The organism is Microbacterium deferens (genome assembly GCF_045517775.1).
Lineage (GTDB): Bacteria > Actinomycetota > Actinomycetes > Actinomycetales > Microbacteriaceae > Microbacterium.
Genome location: NZ_JBEUWT010000001.1, coordinates 1,009,041 through 1,025,851, shown reverse-complemented (window position 1 = coordinate 1,025,851; position 16,811 = coordinate 1,009,041). Strand labels below are relative to the sequence as shown.

General features: G+C 69.2%; 15 protein-coding genes and 2 pseudogenes. 13 read left to right on the top strand and 4 right to left on the bottom strand.

The genetic code is table 11. The annotated features are described in order from the left end of the window. Window positions 1–7: 7 nt before the first annotated feature. The 12 genes and pseudogenes from ABTU82_RS04920 to ABTU82_RS04865 form a co-directional block, all read left to right on the top strand. Complete coding sequence (locus tag ABTU82_RS04920) at window positions 8–2,683, top strand: hypothetical protein (protein ID WP_407172103.1); 2,676 nt, start codon at window positions 8–10, stop codon at window positions 2,681–2,683. Window positions 2,684–2,866: 183 nt separating this feature from the next. Next, window positions 2,867–4,051, top strand: a complete 1,185-nt coding sequence (locus ABTU82_RS04915) for a type 2 periplasmic-binding domain-containing protein (RefSeq protein WP_116648590.1) — start codon at window positions 2,867–2,869, stop codon at window positions 4,049–4,051. A 208-nt stretch (window positions 4,052–4,259) separates the two neighbouring features. After that, on the top strand, window positions 4,260–5,600 hold the full coding sequence (locus tag ABTU82_RS04910; protein ID WP_407172100.1) for an Ig-like domain-containing protein: 1,341 nt from the start codon (window positions 4,260–4,262) through the stop codon (window positions 5,598–5,600). A gap of 106 nt (window positions 5,601–5,706) precedes the next feature. Further along, the gene (locus ABTU82_RS04905) at window positions 5,707–6,885 is read left to right on the top strand and encodes a hypothetical protein (protein WP_407172098.1); all 1,179 of its coding nucleotides are present in this window, start codon (window positions 5,707–5,709) and stop codon (window positions 6,883–6,885) included. After that, window positions 6,882–7,649 (top strand): hypothetical protein, encoded by a 768-nt coding sequence (locus ABTU82_RS04900; protein ID WP_407172096.1) that lies wholly within the window; start codon window positions 6,882–6,884, stop codon window positions 7,647–7,649. The genes ABTU82_RS04905 and ABTU82_RS04900 overlap by 4 nt, the downstream gene beginning before the upstream one ends. Continuing rightward, on the top strand, window positions 7,646–8,743 hold the full coding sequence (locus tag ABTU82_RS04895) for a sortase (protein WP_407172094.1): 1,098 nt from the start codon (window positions 7,646–7,648) through the stop codon (window positions 8,741–8,743). The genes ABTU82_RS04900 and ABTU82_RS04895 overlap by 4 nt, the downstream gene beginning before the upstream one ends. Before the next feature lie 138 nt (window positions 8,744–8,881). Beyond that, the gene (gene pstB, locus ABTU82_RS04890; protein WP_407173293.1) at window positions 8,882–9,802 is read left to right on the top strand and encodes a phosphate ABC transporter ATP-binding protein PstB; all 921 of its coding nucleotides are present in this window, start codon (window positions 8,882–8,884) and stop codon (window positions 9,800–9,802) included. Between the two features lie 2 nt (window positions 9,803–9,804). Then, window positions 9,805–11,544 (top strand): protein kinase domain-containing protein, encoded by a 1,740-nt coding sequence (locus tag ABTU82_RS04885; protein WP_407172092.1) that lies wholly within the window; start codon window positions 9,805–9,807, stop codon window positions 11,542–11,544. Window positions 11,545–11,635: 91 nt separating this feature from the next. Next, entirely contained in the window at window positions 11,636–12,127 is a 492-nt protein-coding gene (locus tag ABTU82_RS04880; RefSeq protein WP_407172090.1) for a hypothetical protein, read from the top strand. 304 nt (window positions 12,128–12,431) lie between these two features. Then, window positions 12,432–12,800 carry a hypothetical protein gene (locus tag ABTU82_RS04875; RefSeq protein WP_116648597.1) on the top strand — a complete coding sequence of 123 codons (369 nt, stop codon included), beginning with the start codon at window positions 12,432–12,434 and terminating at the stop codon, window positions 12,798–12,800. Window positions 12,801–12,849: 49 nt separating this feature from the next. Further along, window positions 12,850–13,245 (top strand): annotated as a pseudogene (locus ABTU82_RS04870) (VOC family protein). Next, a pseudogene (locus tag ABTU82_RS04865) lies at window positions 13,235–13,378 on the top strand (winged helix-turn-helix transcriptional regulator); the annotation flags it as partial. The pseudogenes ABTU82_RS04870 and ABTU82_RS04865, both read left to right, overlap by 11 nt. Window positions 13,379–13,547: 169 nt before the next feature. On the opposite strand, the gene ABTU82_RS04860 reads toward ABTU82_RS04865, so the two are convergent. Continuing rightward, window positions 13,548–13,787 carry a helix-turn-helix domain-containing protein gene (locus tag ABTU82_RS04860; protein ID WP_407172088.1) on the bottom strand — a complete coding sequence of 80 codons (240 nt, stop codon included), beginning with the start codon at window positions 13,785–13,787 and terminating at the stop codon, window positions 13,548–13,550. Next, the gene (locus tag ABTU82_RS04855) at window positions 13,774–13,959 is read right to left on the bottom strand and encodes a hypothetical protein (RefSeq protein ID WP_407172086.1); all 186 of its coding nucleotides are present in this window, start codon (window positions 13,957–13,959) and stop codon (window positions 13,774–13,776) included. The genes ABTU82_RS04860 and ABTU82_RS04855 overlap by 14 nt, the downstream gene beginning before the upstream one ends. 743 nt (window positions 13,960–14,702) lie before the next feature. Here ABTU82_RS04855 and ABTU82_RS04850 point away from each other — a divergent pair. Beyond that, window positions 14,703–15,302, top strand: coding sequence for an NYN domain-containing protein (locus ABTU82_RS04850; protein WP_407172084.1), 600 nt, complete (start codon window positions 14,703–14,705; stop codon window positions 15,300–15,302). A 39-nt stretch (window positions 15,303–15,341) separates the two neighbouring features. Here ABTU82_RS04850 and ABTU82_RS04845 read toward each other — a convergent pair whose 3' ends face one another. Further along, entirely contained in the window at window positions 15,342–15,947 is a 606-nt protein-coding gene (locus tag ABTU82_RS04845; protein ID WP_407172082.1) for a CheR family methyltransferase, read from the bottom strand. Between the two features lie 252 nt (window positions 15,948–16,199). After that, window positions 16,200–16,556 carry a hypothetical protein gene (locus tag ABTU82_RS04840; RefSeq protein WP_407172080.1) on the bottom strand — a complete coding sequence of 119 codons (357 nt, stop codon included), beginning with the start codon at window positions 16,554–16,556 and terminating at the stop codon, window positions 16,200–16,202. Window positions 16,557–16,811 lie beyond the last annotated feature (255 nt).

The window sequence follows — 16,811 nt, the reverse complement described above, 5'->3', positions numbered from 1 at the left end:
CTGACCCGTGAACCTGCCCTTCCTTACTTGTCGCGGTCGCCGCGCCATCGGTGTGCGCCTCTTGGCCATCAGCGCCGTGGTGGCGTCGGTGTCGGCCATCGGTTTTGTCACGCTTCCGGCATCCTCCGCCGAGGCCGCCGACGATGCGAGCTCCGCGGTGACCGTCGCCTGGCGCGGGGGCAACGATCCCGAGCTGCAGAAGTTCCAGGTCGATCACGAGAAGCTCCTCACCGACGCGAGCGGCAACGACGCCGGCTCGGGGCACTGGGACGACTTCAAGGATCTGAAGATCTCGGTGTCGAAGACGCAGGGTCTCGTTGACGAGGTCATCGAGGTCACCGCGACAGGGATGGCGCCGACCTCGTCACAGACCTGGGAGGGGAGCGCGAGCAACTACCTCCAGATGTTCCAGTGCTGGGGTCCTGATCCTCTCGCCGCCGACTTCGCCGAGACGTGCCAGTTCGGGTCGTGGTCTCAGACCTCCGGCGATGCGCGGGCGGATCAGACCATCAGGAAGGCGCTCGGAACAGGGGCGAACACGCGCGGGCAGTACAGCAATCTCACGGGGTTCGGGTACTCGGAGATCGAGATTCCGTTTCGCACCGCGACCGGTGCCGCCTCTGCGGCGGAGATGGTGGATGGGTCGTGGACGTCGGGGACGGCGAAGTTCTATGCCGCGAGCAACGCGAACGAGAAGCCCTTCGTGCGCATCGCGTCGAATTCGGCGACGACGACCGGGTTCGAGGTGCAGACAGCCGTTTCGCAACCGTATCTCGGGTGCGGCAGGCCCATCGCAGAGAAGGGGGCGGGGGAACGCTGCTGGTTGGTCGTGGTTCCCCGCGGTACCCACTCGGGTGAACTCAGCCCCAGCTCGCAGGGGGATTGCGCGACCGCGGCCCGTGGGGGAAAGCCCTATGGTCAGCAGACCCTCTTCCAGATCGGGAGCCCGGTGATTCCCTCGTGCTCGTTCTGGTCGGACAGGGTCGTCGTTCCGCTCGACTTCGGCGACCTGCGTGGGGGGTGCGCGGCGGGCGGGGCGGAGCAGACCGTCGTCGGCAGCGAGTTCCTCTCCGGCGCGATGTCGTCATGGCAGCAGCGGCTGTGCCCCGCCACCGGCACGGTGTACGGCATGGTGACCAACTCGAGCGACCTCGCTCGCGCACAGCTGCTCAACGGGCAGGCCGACCTCACCGTGGTCGCCGAGGCCTTCCGGCCGAGCTCCGTCGGTGTCGAGCAGGCGGGCTTGCTCGACGATGCGCGTCTGGTCTACGCGCCGATGGCGAATACGGCACTGTCTATCTCGTACGTCGCGTCGACGGCGAGCGGGCGACAGATCCGCGACCTCAAGCTGACGCCTCGGCTGATCGCGAAGATGCTCACGCAGTCGTATAAGACCGATGTCGCGAATATCGCCGGTAGCGAGGAGGCCGCACAGCCGGCGTGGTCGACCATGCCCCACGCGCTGATCGACGACCCGGAGTTTCTCGCGCTCAACCCTGAGGCGCGCTTCCAGTTGTTGTCCGGTGTCTTCCTGGCTGTGGGCCCATTCGGCGACGACGCGCTCACGCAGCTGTGGCGGTACATCCAGGCCGACGCCGATGCGGTCGCCTTCCTGCGCGGCGAACCCGACCCGTGGGGCAACACGATAAATCCCTACTACCTCCCGGCCGGGCATCCTCGTGCGATCGAGTCGGGGTTCAGCACCGACCTCGCATCGAACCCGATCGATGGGATCGTCCGAGCGGACCAGACAGTGTCGCCGCAGGATCCGTCGAAGGCGACCGCGTGGGGAGGGCGGCGGCTGGACTCGCTGACGATGTTGCCCTATTCCGGCAGTTTCGCCGCGAACGCGGGCCGGATCTTCCGCGGAGATACCCGCTACACGAACGAATGGGATCCCAACAAGGTGCTGACGCCGCAGGACAAGGGAGCGTTCATTCCGGCGGTTCCCCAAACCGACATCAACGGCCGGTTCGCCCTTGGGCCCGCAGATGCCGCCACCGCGGCCGACTACAAGCTCGACAGCGCCCAGCTGGCCATCCCTCTCGGGACGACGACCGGAAAGGGCGATCTCGCGACGGCGCGTCAGTTCGTTCCCCTCAACGATGCGTCGCTCGGCGCGGCCGCCGAGGCGATCAGCTCGCAAGACGGGGAGGGCGCGGAACAGCTCGATCTCGGAGCGTTGCCCGAGGGGGCTTACCCGCTCACCTTCACCCTCTACGGGGTCACCGATCTCGGAGATCGCGCACCCGAACCCGACGTTCGCGAGAGGCTGGCACAGCTGCTCGACTTCGTGACGACGGAGGGCAACGCGCGGGGCGAACAACCCGGGCTCCTTCCCGCGGGTTTCGTTCCGCTGACCGACACGCAGGTCGCGCGAACCCGCACCGTGAGTGAACTCTTGCGTCTGGACCGAGGGGGGCCGCCCCCCGCCGATCCCGCCGGGGGTGTCGCTGCGGCTCCGGCTGCCGGTGCGCCCGCAGGTGCGGTGGCCGTGCCGAACCCCGGGCAGCCGGTCGGTGCGGACGCGCAGACGACCGTCTCGTCGCTCGCGGTCGAGGCGACAGCTGCGACCGCCGATGCGCCCGGCTCGCCCGCGGCGCTCGGCGGCGCCCTCGTGGCCGGGCTCGTCGGGGTGGTCGCGTCGCCCTTCCTTCTTCGCCGAAGGGTTGCGGACCGATGACGTCGTGGCTCAAGACCATCCGGAATGTGTGCCCGATCGTGCGCTGAACCGGACCACAGAATTCGCTCGAGCACCCTCCTCGAACGGAAATGGCCCCTCACCAAGAACGTGGAAGTCAGTGGTGAGGAGCCAGAGCCCGCATGGGCATAACAGAGGGAAACCATATCCCAAGGAGAATCTGAGATGCAAATCAACAACAAGCGTCGCTTCGGTGTCGTCGCGGCCGTTTCGGCTGCCGCGATCGCGCTGGGCAGCTTCGGTGCGGCGGGTGCCGCCGTCGCCGATCCGAGCGGTGCGCCGACCTACCGTGCGCTCGCCGGAGTGGGCTCCGACACGACCCAGGACCTCAACAACGGTCTGTCGTCGGTGATCCTCGACAACGCCGGTACCGCGCTCGCTCTCGGGTCGTACAACGCGACCGGCTCGGCGACGATCAAGACCAAGGCGACGGGCCCGACGTTCAACCGTCCGAACGGTTCCGGGAACGGTGTCGCTGCTCTCAAGGCGGCGAAGACGAGCACGGCCTTCGGCGGCGTCACGCTCAGCCCGACCGACGTGCAGTTCGCTCGTTCCTCCAGTGCCGCGAGCTTCGTCCCGAACGGGCGCTACTCGTACATCCCGCTGGCGCTCGACGCGGTGACCTACGCGAAGAACCCCGCGGGTGCTGCCCCGAGCAACATCCCGCTGGGAACGTCGACCGGTCAGGACACCGACGGTGACGGCATCCTCGACCTGACGCTGCGCAACATCTACACGCGCAACGCCACGACGACGCTCGAGACCTCGACCAATGCCGTCTACACCGTCGGCAACCAGGCCTCGGGTGCGCAGATCGTCCCGTTCATCCCGCAGTCCGGATCGGGCACCCGCTCGTTCTGGCAGACCACGGTCGGCGGCTCGTTCGGATCGATCGTGAGCGACAACGCGAACACGGTTCAGGAGCACGACGGAACCATCACCACCACCGTGACCAACGCGATCGTGCCGTTCTCGATCGCGCAGTACGTCGCTCAGGGCAACAGCTCGGTGCTCCAGAGCGAGTACGGGGTCTCGGTTTCCGATCGTCGTGAGGGTGCGGTGCTCGGGCAGGTCAACGGGATCGCTCCGGTGGTCTCGGACGCGCTGAACACGGCGTTCCCGATCGCTCGCCCGGTGTTCACCGTCGTCGAGTACGCGGAACTGGCCACGAACGCCGAGCTCGCTTCGGCTTTCCAGGGCGACACCGCGAAGGCGTACACCGCGACGCGCCCCGGCAGCTCCTCGGCCCTGGTCATCACCGACTTCGGGTTCGGTGACCTCGCCGGTGGCGTCACCGTGAACGGCGTCACGTACGAGCCCGGAGACACCACCTCCTACCGCGTGAACTGAGCGCAACCACGAGCGCCACACGACGCGATCGCGTGACGCTCACCGGTGGTACCCGCCCGCTCGCGGCGGGTACCACCGGGCCCCGGCTGAAGACACGCATCTCGCCACGACGGCGTGGCGAGCGAGACACCCGCAGACCATTCCTCGCAACGCGGACAACTCCTCCGCGTCCAGTAGCACCACTACCCGAAAGGTAAGACCCCTCACCATGAAAAAGCACTCCGTCCGGTCCGCACTCGCGGCGGGCCTCGTCGCTTCCCTGGCGGCCGCGCTGGCGATCACGATCGCCTCGCCCGCCTCGGCCGCCGAACTGATCACAGATAACGAGATCGCCGGCGGCACCTACACCCTCACCCTCAGCCCCGAGGCGCGGTCCGGCGAATCCGGCGGGACCGCCGCAGTGAAGTACGCGCCCGCGCAGATCGACATCAGCACCGGGTGCCCGGAGGGCTTCCGGCGCTCGTCGCGCACCTTCATGGTGTCGCCGACCGGGGTCGAGACCGAGATCGCCATCGCCCGCACCAACATGAACGCCGCCGCCTGGGGTCTGCAGGGCAACGCCATCAAGCTGACCGGCAACCGCGCCGCCGACTTCACCAACCTCGACGAGACCACCTTCCCGACCGGGATCAATGCCTTGGTCATCACGTGCGACGCGCCCAACGCCGACGGCGGCTTCATTCCGAACGGGCAACCGATCGGCACGTCGAAGTACTTCGTGACCTACCTCGAGGTCGACAGGACCGCTGACTCGTGGAAGGTCGTCCCGGCGCCCACCACGCCCGTCGAGAAGACGGCCACCACGACGACGCTGGCAGCGTCGGGCACGACGGAGACGTCTACGACGATCACCGCGACCGTGGCGCCGGCAGCGGCTTCCGGCACGGTCACCTTCCGACAGGGCGGCACGCAGATCGGTCAGCCGGTGACGGTGACGAACGGCGCGGCGACCTACTCGGTGTCGGGTCTGACCGGCGCGACGGACTACAGCTTCACGGCCACCTATTCGGGCGACGCGACGCACGAGGCCTCCACCTCGACGGCCGTCGCCGTGACGACGCTCCCGGCCGTGCCGCCCGTCGACACCGCGACTCCCGACGTGACGGTCAACGTTCCCACTCTCGAGGACTCCGGCCCCACCGGCCTCGCCATCTCGACCAAGCCGGGTGCGGTCACGCTCGCCGGCGGCGTGCGGGCCGACAACCAGGTCTGGTCGGCGAAGGGCCCGCTCGGCGACGTGACGGTGAAAGATGACCGTCGTGACGCGACGAAGAGCGCATGGACGCTCGGCGGCTCGTCGTCGGAGTTCGTCAGCGGCAGCGACAAGATCGCCCCCTCGGCCCTTTCGTGGACCCCCATGAAGGTATCGGGCGCGGGCGAAGCGGGCGGTGCGGCACAGAGTCTGGCGACCAGCCAGACCCTCGCGTCGGGCGCGGCGTCGGCCGACAAGAACGTGACGACCACCGTCAACGCCGAGCTCGAGCTCAAGGTGCCCGCAACGGCACCGGCGGGCAGCTACAAGGCGACGCTCACGCTGACGCTGATCTGACCCCGCGCGGGCGACTCCCTCGGGCCCTTCGGCAGGCTCGGGCACCAGGGGGAGTCGCCCGCATCCTCACTCTTCTTCCGACCCGACACTCGACATGAAAGCTCGCATGACCTCTCGATCACGCTCCGCGCTCGCCCTGCTCGCCGCCGCCGCCATCGCCGCGGCGCTGTTCGGCGCCGCGACCCCCACCGCCGTGGCCGCCGAGGGCGACATGTCATGGGGCGTGCAGCCCTCGACGCCGTCCGGGCCCGATGGACGCTCCGAGCTCTCGTACCAGGTGGCACCCGGCACCGTCGTCAGCGACTGGGTCGCCGTGACCAACTACTCGCCGGTGGCCGCGACCCTCCGCGTCTACGCCGCCGATGCCGTCACCGACTACGACACCGCCGCGTTCACCCTCGTCAACGCCGACGAGACCTCCACGCGTGCGGGCTCCTGGACCTCGGTCGACGGTGCTTCCGCCGCATGCCCCGATACCGACGACGACGCCGAGCGCGCCTGTGCGGCCACGGTCGGCATCACGGTGACCCTCGATCCCGGCGCCCGCGCCGACATCCCGTTCACCCTCACCGTCCCGGTCGACGCCACGCCGGGCGACCACGCCGCCGGCATCGTGGCGTCGTACGTCGCCGACGCAGCAGTGGGGGAAGGCGCCGCCGTCGCCGTCGAGCAGCGCGTCGGCACGCGCATCTACCTGCGTGTCGACGGCCCGCTCTCGCCCGGCATGGGCGTGCAGGGCGCCGTCGCGGGCTACGAACCCTCGCTGAACCCCGTCGGGGGCGGCACGGCGCGTACCGGTTTCGACATCAGCAACCTCGGCAACACGCGCATCTCGGTACAGCCCGAGGTCGCTCTCGTGGGTCCCTTCGGTATCGCCCTGGGGTCGTTCACCCTGCCTGCGGTGCAGAACATCGTGCCGGGCGGCACGGCTCACGTCGAGGCCGAGATGCCGGGCGTCGCGCCCCTGTTCCTCCTCTCGAGCGAGATCACGCTCACCCCGATCCCGGCCGGAGGCGTAGCCGCGACCGACCCGCTCCCCGCGGCTGTGACCGCGTCGACCGTGGCGTGGGCGGTGCCCTGGATGCTGCTGGCGATCCTTCTCGCGCTGGGGGTCGTCCTCTCCGTCGTCATCACGGTTCGTCGCCGGTCGCGGCGGTTGCTCGCCGAGGATCTCGCCGACTACGAAGAGCAGATCCGCGCCGAGGAACGCGCGAGATCCGTCGTGTCCCGCCACCCCGACGGCCACGACTCGTCGCCCGCACTCGAGAGCGAGGCCGTGCGATGAGCCTCCGGCGTCTCCTCGCGGCGGCAGCTGTCGCCGTGATCGCCGTGGTGAGCTGGGCCGGCGGTCTCGGCGTCGCCGTCGCCGCCCCGACGGCGACGAACGCCCCCGCCACGAGCGATGTGGCCGTGTCGGTTCCGGCTCCCACCCCCGCCCCGCCCATGTCTTACCCGCCGATCCCGCCGCAGGCACCTCCGGCCGCAAGCGCCGGCACGGGTGCCACCGGAGGGGCGGCCGGTGGCACCGGCGCCCAGGCGGGAGGCGCCGGCGCTCCCGCGACCGAGCCCGCGGCCCCGGCTCCCGCCGCGTGCGTGCCGAAGGAGCCGGTCGTACCGACCGCTCCGGTGACGGGTGGGGGCGACGCATCCGTCGACAAGGAGGTGTACTCCGCCGGAGACACGGTCACCGCGATCGCATCGGGCTTCGGTGCCGAGGAGCAGGTGCAGCTGGTGTTCTTCGGCGAGCCGGTGCTGATCGGCACGTTCGCGGCGGACGCGACCGGGGCGGTGGTGGCCCAGTTCGCGGTATCGGCCGAAACCCTCGCGGGCTCGCACACCGTGCAGTTCACCGGGTGGTGCGGGTCGACGTCGACCGCCCAGCTGCTGGTCGGTGTCGCGAACGCCGCGGGAGCCACCGGCGTGCAGGGCGTGCCGGTGTGGCTGTGGTGGGTGGGCGGCGGCCTCGGTCTGATCGTCCTTGCGATCGGCACCTGGTGGGCGGTGCGCGTGATGCGCGCGCCCGCGTCGACCGAGGCGGTGCTCGCGTGAGCGTCGACACGGCGGAGCAGACGGTGTCGGCCGTCACAGAGATCCACGCGACCACGGCACCGCCGTCGCGGCACGACGGTTCGCCGCGCCCGACGCTCGAGCGGGGGAGCGGCGCGGTGACGGAGGTGATCCGCCGGGCGCGGACTCCTCGCGCTCCGCGCGGCCCCTCGACGCCGACCCGCCCACCGCGCGCGGCCCGGCCGGCTCGGTCGCGCCTGCCCCTCCCCGGACCGCGGCCGAAGGCTCCCCGCGACGGGCGGTGGTGGGCGGGGGCGGTGGTCCTCACGGTCTCGCTGCTGCTGCTCTCGTTCGTCGTCCACGTCGCCGCGCTCTCGGCCGCGCAGCACCACCGCGCACAGACCCTCGCCTACGACGAACTGCGCACCGGGCTCGCGAAAGCCGAGACCCCCGTGGGCCAGCTCGTCGGCGAGGACGAGATGACAGCCGTCGGTGTGCCGGTCGCCCTTCTGGAAGCTCCCGCGATCGGACTCTCCGAGGTCGTGCTCGAGGGCTCCGACTCGGACGTGCTGCGCTCGGGCATCGGCCATCGCCGTGACAGCGTCATGCCGGGGCAGGCCGGCACCGCCGTCGTGCTCGGCCGCCAGCTCGCCTACGGCGGTCCGTTCGCCCAGATCAACCGTCTCGTCCCCGGCGACGAGATCACCGTCACCACGGGGCAGGGCGCGAACACCTTCCGCGTGATCAGTCTGCGACGCGCGGGCGACCCGATGCCGCAGCCGCTCGGCCGTGGCGAAGGGCGGCTCGAACTGCAGACCGCGGACGGGCTCGCGCTCTTCCCCTCGGGGGTGCTGCACGTCGACGCCGAGCTCGTCTCGACCGCGCAGCAGACACCCTCGCGGGTGATGAGCTACCCCGCGCTCCCGCCCGACGAGCGTGCGATGGGCCAGAACGACGAGGGCTGGTTCGCCGCGTTCTTCTCGTTCGTCTTCTTCGCCGCCGCCGCCATCGGCGTGTGGTGGCTCTGGCGTTCGTGGGGGCGCTGGCACGCCTGGGTCGTCGGTGTGCCGGTGCTCGTGGCACTCGGCGTGATCACGAGCGACCTCGTGATGACCGCCCTTCCCAATCTCCTCTGACCGCTCGAACGATTGCCGACAAGAATGACTGAACCCGACGACATCACCACCGTCCACCCCGCCCCCGAGGCGCGCACCCGCCGGGAGAACGGCTCGATCGTCGCGGCCGAGGCGCAGCTCATCGCCGCGCGCGTGCCCATGGACGACGTCACCACGGCGCTCCCGGTCGTGACCGACGACCGCGACCAGGCGACGGTGCTCCCGGCTGCCGCACCCGAGACGGTGCGCGAGGCCGACGCCGAGATCGCGCAGGCGTGGGAGCATGCTCTGGCCCCGCAGCATCCGCTCTCGTCTCTCGAGGCGCGCGACATCTCGGCGTGGTTCGGTTCGCACAAGGTGCTCGAGCGGGTCTCGCTCGACATGCCCGCCGGTCACGTGACGGCGCTGATCGGACCGTCGGGATGCGGCAAATCGACCTTCCTGCGCATCCTCAACCGCATGCACGAGCTCGTGCCCTCGGCCTCGCTCGCCGGCGAGGTGCGCCTGGACGGCGACGACATCTACGACCGCAAGAAGAAGTTGCAGGACGCCCGGAAACACATCGGCATGGTGTTCCAGAAGCCGAACCCTTTCCCGGCGATGTCGATCTACGACAACGTCATCGCGGGTCTCAAGCTCACGGGGCTGCGCGTATCGCGTGATGAGAAGGACGAGCTCGTCGAGCGCTCCCTCACCAGCGCAGGACTCTGGAAGGAGGTCAAGGACCGCTTGCGCGCGCCGGGCGGCGGCCTCTCGGGCGGTCAGCAGCAGCGTCTGTGCATCGCGCGGTCGCTCGCCATCAAACCGAAGGTGCTGTTGATGGACGAGCCGTGCTCGGCGCTCGACCCCACCTCGACGCGCGTCATCGAAGAGACGATGGGCGAGCTGCAGAAAGAGGTGACGATCGTGATCGTCACGCACAACATGCAGCAGGCGCAGCGCGTGTCGCAGCAGTGCGCGTTCTTCCTCGCGTCGCAGGGCACGCCCGGGGCGATCGTGGAACACGGCGACACCGAGGCGATGTTCACCGAACCGCAGGACGAGCGCACCTACGACTACGTCAACGGGCGGTTCGGATAAGCGTGGGCGCGCACACCTCCGGCGAAGCGATCGGCGGACGCTACGCGCTCGGCGAGCTGCTCGGGGTGGGCGGTACCGGGTCGGTCTTCGCCGCGGTCGACCTCACGGCCGACGCCAGCGCAGGTGCTGCGGTGGGGGAGCGCGTCGCGGTGAAGCTGCTGCATCCGCATCTGTGCGACGACGAGTCGTCGCGTGACGCGTTCCTGCGCGAAGCCGCGCACGTCATGGCGCTCCGGCACCCCAACGTGGTGCGGGTGCACGGCGCCGGCCTCCACGACGCGGCCGGAGTCACGATGCCCTGGATCGCGCTCGACCTGCTCCGGGGGCCCACTCTTCGCGAGTGGGTCGACGCCACGGGGCCGCTCACGCCCGACGACGCCGCCGTGCTGGCGATCGGCCTTCTCGACGGCCTCGCCGCGGCCCATGCCGGGGGCATCGTGCATCGTGATGTCTCGCCCCAGAACGTGATCCTCCACGGCGCGTCAGAGGTTCCCACGGATTCTCCGTTCACGCCGGACATGGTGCGACTGGTCGATTTCGGGCTGGCCGATCTCAGCGGTCGGACGACTCTCGGCGACGACGTGCTCTTGACCGAGCCGCAGGCCGCGTCGTCGGGGCGGGCGCCTCTTTCGGGGGTCGTCGGCAACGCCGCCTACATGTCGCCCGAGCAGGCGCAGGGTCTGCCCATGCGGGCCTCGAGCGACCTCTACCAGGCGGGGGCGGTGCTGTACTTCGCCCTCACCGGCCGGGTGCCGTTCCTCCGGCACAGCACCGAGGCGACCCTGCACGCCCACCTGTCGGCGCCGCCGCCCGTGCCCTCGGTCATCGCACCGGCGGCGCGCGCGTTCGACCGCGTCGTCACGCGCGCGATGGCGAAGAACCCGGGCCAGCGATTCCGCGACGCGGCGGAGTTCCGCGATGCGGTGCGCCGCGCCGTCCCACCCGCTCTGCCCGTGACCGAGGCCGACGTGTCCGCCGCCGATCCCGCCACCCGGGTGCTGCCGAGCGCGGCGCCGGATCGGTCGTTGGCCTACCTCGGCAGTACCGACGACGCTCCCGCTCCCGCGCCCAGTCCCCGCGGGGGCAGCGGCGCCGCGGCGGTCGTGGCCGGGATGGTCATCCTCGGGCTCGCCGGTTGGGCTGTCGCTGCGGCGGCCGCGCCGTCGGGGTCGTCGGCGGAGCCTCCGGCGAGTGCGTCCGCGAGCCCGACGGCATCGACGGCCGCGCCCGTGCCGACCGAGACGGCGGTGCTTCCCCCGGAGGCTCCGCGGGTCGAACCGACCGAGATCGCCCGCGTCGAAACACCCGCCGAGGTCGCGGTGCCGATTCTTCACGGGTCGCTGGCGGAAGTGGAGGGCGCTCTGCAGGCCGCCGGCCTCGCTCTCGGGGCGGTCACCCGGGTCGAATCGGCCGAGAGTGTCGACCGGATGCTGTCGCAGTCGCCCGCGCCGGGCGAACGCCTACCCGTCGGCGGGGCCGTGAATGTGACGGTGGCCTCGGGAAGCAACGTGGTGCCCCAGGTCGCGGGGATGACCCTGGCCACGGCGACCGCGACACTGCAGTCCGCGGGGTTCGTCGCCGCATCCGACCGCAGCGGCGCGCCCGCCTCGTCGCTGGTCACCGGGTCGATGCCCGGCGCGGGGACCGTTCTTCGCGTGGGCGTCACCGTCACGGTGGCCGTCGAGACGCCGTCGACCCCCACCCCGACCTCGACTCAGACCGCTACGCCGGGTGCCCCGTGACCGGCGGGTGGCCGGTCACCGTTGCCGCGTCGAAGGTCGATCACTCCCTCGCGCACGGCGGACGCCGGCGACTGACAACCGGAGGACGATGATGAGCTCCTTGTGGACCCCCGATTCCGAGCCGCTCGAGGACAGGCCGGAGCCGGCACGAAGCCTCGCCCCGCTCCCGGTCGAGGTCTTCGACGTTCAGCAGGACGCCGCTCGCTACGCCGGGCGGACGGCGGTTCGAGCGGCCGCCCTCGCGATGGTCCCCATGGATGGCGATGAGCCCCTCTTGCCCGGGCCGCTGCGCCGGCCCGACGGAGCATTCTGGGGAGTGCACTCACCGAACGGTCTGACCCTGGCACTGCGCACGGCCAACTTCGCCACGGCGCTGTCGGCCCGTCGCGACGCGGTCGAGCTGCTCGGCGACGCGCCGAAGTTCGAGGTGGTGCCCGTGGCGACCGGTTGCGCCGATCGCCTGTCGTTCTGGGTTCTGCTGCGCGGCCGGGTCGTCATGGTGGGCGGGCAGTCGTGGCGCAAGCCGTCGAACTCGACGGCGCGGATGTTGCTGCACACGCTGGCGCGTCTGCCGCGCGGCTGACGCGGTGGTGTCACCGCCGGAACGGGCACCTCGGGCCGGCGGTGACCCCTTCAGACTGTCGTTTCCGCGCACTGGGCGACACCGGCTTGACGACGGACGAAACACGGGTCGTTCGACATCGGTCGGCTTGGCGCCGCATCCGGTCTCCACCGGGCATTCCGTGGGTGCGTCGGCGACACCCCCGGGTCGTTCCGCGGATCGAACAGAGAAACCCGACCCGCAGACGTACGCGTTCAGTGTCGGAAGGACTGCAATAATTGTGGGGCCGTTGTCTGGCTTTTTGGGCGGCGATCAACAATCTCGAGTGCCCCCAGGAGAACCGATCACGTACCACACGCTTCCCACCCTTCAAGGGTGGATCGACGAGTTCAGCGACCTGCACGCGCCGTTCGTCAGCGACGTCGTCGTGCTCATCCAGGACGGTGAGGACGGCGCTGACACCGGTCTCGTCGAGATCCGCATGGTGAACGCCACCACCGTCACCACGATCGAGCCGGAGTTCGTCGGCTCGAACCGGTGGGTGACCGTGTTCGACGCGCGCGAAGATCCGCTGCGTCTCGACGCGAAGACGGTGATGTGGCTCTCCCGCGAGCTCGCCACGGTCTCGGAGCTCTGCTCGTTCCTCGAGCGCAAGGCCTCCGCCTACGAATGCGACGACCCGGAGACGGCGTGACGCGACAGGGGTCGTGACGGCTCACTTGTCTTGTGCACGTGTGAGCCGCATGAGCCTCTTGCTCACCTGCCCGGTCGAGGGCGTCGAACGCCTTCTGCACCGCCCTCGGGTGGACCCTCAACGCCGAGGTGTCGGGCGACAACGTGTCGTGCTCGCGATCGCGCCCGAGCAGTACGTCGTGCTCGGCAGCCGCGAGATGTACGCGAGCGTCGGCGGCACCAAGGATGTGATCGGCGGACCCGGCGCACCGTCGAAGGCCACGGTCTCGTTCGATCTCGCCAGCCGCGAGGCGGTCGACGAGCTCGTCGAGCGCGCCGGGGCCGCCGGCGGACGGATCGGCGACACCGACGACTACCCCTTCATGTACCAGCGGCAGTTCGACGACCCCGACGGCTACCACTACTCGCCGTTCTGGATCAAACCCGACGCCGATTCGACCGCGTGAGCTGGAGGGGGCCGGCGTGCTGACGCGCCTGCCCCTCCGCCACAACACGCGGGCTTCCGCGCTGACCGATCACGGCCTCGCCCTGCGCGAGACGATCGAGGCGCTCGGACGCTGGGGCGCCGGGAAGGCGTAGGCGCCGAGCGCCGGCTCAGCGGGCTGTCTCAGCGGTAGTTGATGAACTGCCAGCACCTGAGTGTACTTGAACGCATTCGGTTGGATTCCGCGTGATTCCGCGCATGGGGAGGCGAGCCTAGTTGGGTTCGATCGAGCTCGGGTGGACTTTCTGCGGACTCCTTGCGGACTCAGGCGGGCTCCCACCCGTCCATCCAGGTATCAAGATCCTCTCGGAGAACGACGATGTCCTTGCCGTGCCTCTTGGCGGGGATCTGGTTGCGGCGTATCGCGTTGGCGACCTTGTAGAAGCTGATGCCGCAGTACTCGGCAGCTTGCTCGCGGGTGAAGGCTCTTTTGTTCGCATGGCCCCGGAGGTGCTGTGCGATCTGCGCCGCGAGTCGCGAAACGTCGTCGCTAGATAGTTCCATCAGCGTCTTGCGCTTCTACACGTAGCGGGACGGACGACACGACCGAGACGGCAGCCGTGCTGTTCATCGTGTGTTGACGGAGGGCGCTAAGCACCGCGGCTTGGATGATGAAGTACTGCGCGACGAGTCCGATGACGCCGGCGGCGAGAATCAGGAGCAGGGTGACGTTCATGCCGCTGAGGCTACCGCTTGCCCGAAATCCCCAGACTCGGGGGCGGGCAGAATCACAGCTCCTCCCCGCGCGCCTACCCTCTCGGGGGAGGGGTGGCGGGGGTGATAGTCAGACCGCCTTAGCTCTGGTGCGGTGTCAGCGGCCAGTCATAAGCTCATCGCCTCGGGCCGGGGAAAGGGGCACCTGGCTGGTGGGAACGAACAGACGGTACGCGGGCAAGATCGACGCGAGGATTGAGGAGCGGACAGGTGAGGACGGGGCCGCGCCGATGGGTCTACCTATGCAGGCATACGGGCCGCAACCTCTCCAGTGGACGACAGCACGCCCTCCCGTGTGGGTGTGGGTGCAGTTCCCGCATGAGATGGCGGAACGTCGACGCGGGTACGTGAAGGGCCATAACGACCGCGTCTGCGTTGTGTGGGTCGACGGGCCGGGTGGTGGGTGGGAGATCACCGTGTGGCGGCAAGCGGTCTCTCACCGGGCGGCAGGGATCCCGCCCAGCTCCTGAGGGGCGCGTCGCGCCCGGGCTGGGAAACAAAGACGCCCCGCACGGTGGCGGGGCGTCGGGCCTGGCTGAGGTTGGGCAACCAGGGGTGGTATGAGACATATTAGGCGTCGTAGCTGGACGTCTGTCAATAGGTTGCATCCCGGGCGTGTCGCTCCCGCTTCGGCTATCCCGGCCCGGGCTGGTCTATGGTTTCTGCATGCGCCCGCCGATACCGTCGAAGCCCGCTGAGCGCCTCATGGTCTACATCGACGGGTACAACCTCTACCACGGTATGCATCAAGAGTTTGGGCGGTCAACTCTATGGCTCGACGTCGTTGAACTCGCCCAAACGTTCCGTCCCGCCCAGCGTCTCATCGGCGTCAAGTACTTCTCAGCACCGGTTCTGGACAATCCGGCGGCCCAAGGCCGTCAAGCTCATTACATCGATGCATTGAGCGCGAAGTACCCCCAGCAGTTCACCCCAATCATGGGTCGCTACCAGAAGAAGACGATCACCTGCTTTGGGTGCGGCCGACAGCATCAGCACTATGAGGAGAAGGAAACCGACGTCAACATTGCGGTCACTCTGGTGGCCGATGCTGCTCGTCACGAGATGGACTCCGCGATTATCGTTAGCGGAGACAGCGACCTCGCCCCCGCCGTGCGTGCGGTCGGCAGTATTGGCGCCCACCTCTTCGTCGCCGCTGCGTTTCCGCCCAACCGGGTATCGAAGCATCTCAAGCAACTCATGCCAGCTTCGTTCAATGTCGACCGTAAACGCATCAAGCGCCTGCAGCTTCCGCAAAGCTTCACGGCGGACGGGCAGACCTTCACAAAACCGCCGTACTGGGCCTAGCCGTCCGTAAGCGGACCGGCCCAGGCGCCAGCCAGCGTCCTAATCGCGTACGTACAGTCCGGCGGCGCCCGCGTACGTGAATCCTGGGAGCGCATCGTGAGGGCTGTCGTGCGTTGAAAAGTCGGACCCGCCCGTGGCGACGATGCCGCCCGCGGGGATCGCTGAACGGAGTTCTGCGAGTAGATGTGCGCGACCGCGCGCGCCGATGTACGTCCACACGTTTCGCGCGAGAGCCATGTCGCAGGTCTCAAGCGGATCCGAGCCCGCGTCGGCGACACCGAATGTGACACGGCTACGGACAGGAGGTGTCACGGTCCAGACGTTGGAGGCGAGGTTCGCGAAGAAGTTCAAGACCTCGACGGGCCCGAGTACCCCGGCCGTCATGGCCTCGCGCACGTGCTCGTCGGTGTAGACAGCGGCGCTTGCGTAGTCGATCAGCTCGGGGTTGATGTCCGTGGCGAGGATGTGCCCGGGGATCTCAAGGTGTTCGAGAATCATTGCGAGCGAGTACGCCTCTTGCCCGGTGGCGACCCCGATGATTCGGATGGCCTGAGGCCGACCGTTTGCCGCTCGTGTCTTGAGTGCGGCAGCGATGAGATGCCAGCTCTGTGCCATCCGAAACCACCGCGTCGGGGGAATACTCATCGCCGGCCCCCAGCGTCCGCCAAGCGTGGCGACCGGCAGGTGACGGCCCCGTCTGGGCGCACGGTGCAACGCATGTGGCGAGCGTGGCCGCGGTACTCCGAACCGAGGTGCTTGTAGAGGGTGTAGCCGAGGACCGTTACCGGCTGACCGAGGTCGAGCGCGTCCGCGAGGTCGGTGAACCGGCGGCCCCCTACATCTCGGAAGGCGGCCGCGACACCAGTCGAAGGCCGCGTGGCATGGCTGGGCTTGAATCTAGGCACTGGTCTGTTCTCCGTTCTGGCCCCAGCGCCGGCGTGCGGCTCGCTGGTGGCGGATGCTCTTCGGGTTTCCCGCCTCTTCCGGGAGACGGATGGCTTCGGCCACGCGAGCCATAGCCGCGTATTGCAGTCGCAGCTCAGACACGAGCGGATTGACGCGCACCTGCCCACGCGAGCCGGTGTCGAGGTACCCAGTTGTCGCGAGAGCCGCTTCGAGCTCGGCGATGTGCTTCGCCTGGCGATCGAGGATCCCCAGGAGCACGAGCTCGCGTTCGTCCCACTCCATGTTTTCCGGCAGAGCCGCCTCGAGCACCTGTCGAGGGTCGCTGACGACTTGGGTCGTGTTGGTCACTTCTCAGCTCCTTCGAGCATGTAACGGTTCTCGCGGCCAGCGCCGCTCTGACGCGCATTTGAAATCTCAGACCTCGCGGACCCACTGCAGCACTGGTTGAGGCTGCCTGGGCGGTGCCGAGGCCCGCGGAAACCAGACTTCATCGCATTGCACGCGCTGCTTTGGTCAGCTCCTCCCCGCGCAAGCCTCCTCCGGGGGGAGGGGTGGTGGGGTGGGGTGTGCGCCGGCACCGGGGCGCTGTGACGCTCGGTGCCG

Excerpts from the sequence above, each read along its gene's own strand:
- ABTU82_RS04915 (WP_116648590.1), top strand. The coding sequence starts at position 2,867 with ATGCAAATCAACAACAAGCGTCGCTTCGGTGTCGTCGCGGCCGTTTCG.
- ABTU82_RS04910 (WP_407172100.1), top strand. The coding sequence starts at position 4,260 with ATGAAAAAGCACTCCGTCCGGTCCGCACTCGCGGCGGGCCTCGTCGCT.
- ABTU82_RS04905 (WP_407172098.1), top strand. The coding sequence starts at position 5,707 with ATGACCTCTCGATCACGCTCCGCGCTCGCCCTGCTCGCCGCCGCCGCC.
- ABTU82_RS04900 (WP_407172096.1), top strand. The coding sequence starts at position 6,882 with ATGAGCCTCCGGCGTCTCCTCGCGGCGGCAGCTGTCGCCGTGATCGCC.
- pstB (WP_407173293.1), top strand. The coding sequence starts at position 8,882 with ATGGACGACGTCACCACGGCGCTCCCGGTCGTGACCGACGACCGCGAC.
- ABTU82_RS04880 (WP_407172090.1), top strand. The coding sequence starts at position 11,636 with ATGAGCTCCTTGTGGACCCCCGATTCCGAGCCGCTCGAGGACAGGCCG.
- ABTU82_RS04860 (WP_407172088.1), bottom strand. The coding sequence starts at position 13,787 with ATGGAACTATCTAGCGACGACGTTTCGCGACTCGCGGCGCAGATCGCA.
- ABTU82_RS04855 (WP_407172086.1), bottom strand. The coding sequence starts at position 13,959 with ATGAACGTCACCCTGCTCCTGATTCTCGCCGCCGGCGTCATCGGACTC.
- ABTU82_RS04850 (WP_407172084.1), top strand. The coding sequence starts at position 14,703 with ATGGTCTACATCGACGGGTACAACCTCTACCACGGTATGCATCAAGAG.
- ABTU82_RS04845 (WP_407172082.1), bottom strand. The coding sequence starts at position 15,947 with ATGAGTATTCCCCCGACGCGGTGGTTTCGGATGGCACAGAGCTGGCAT.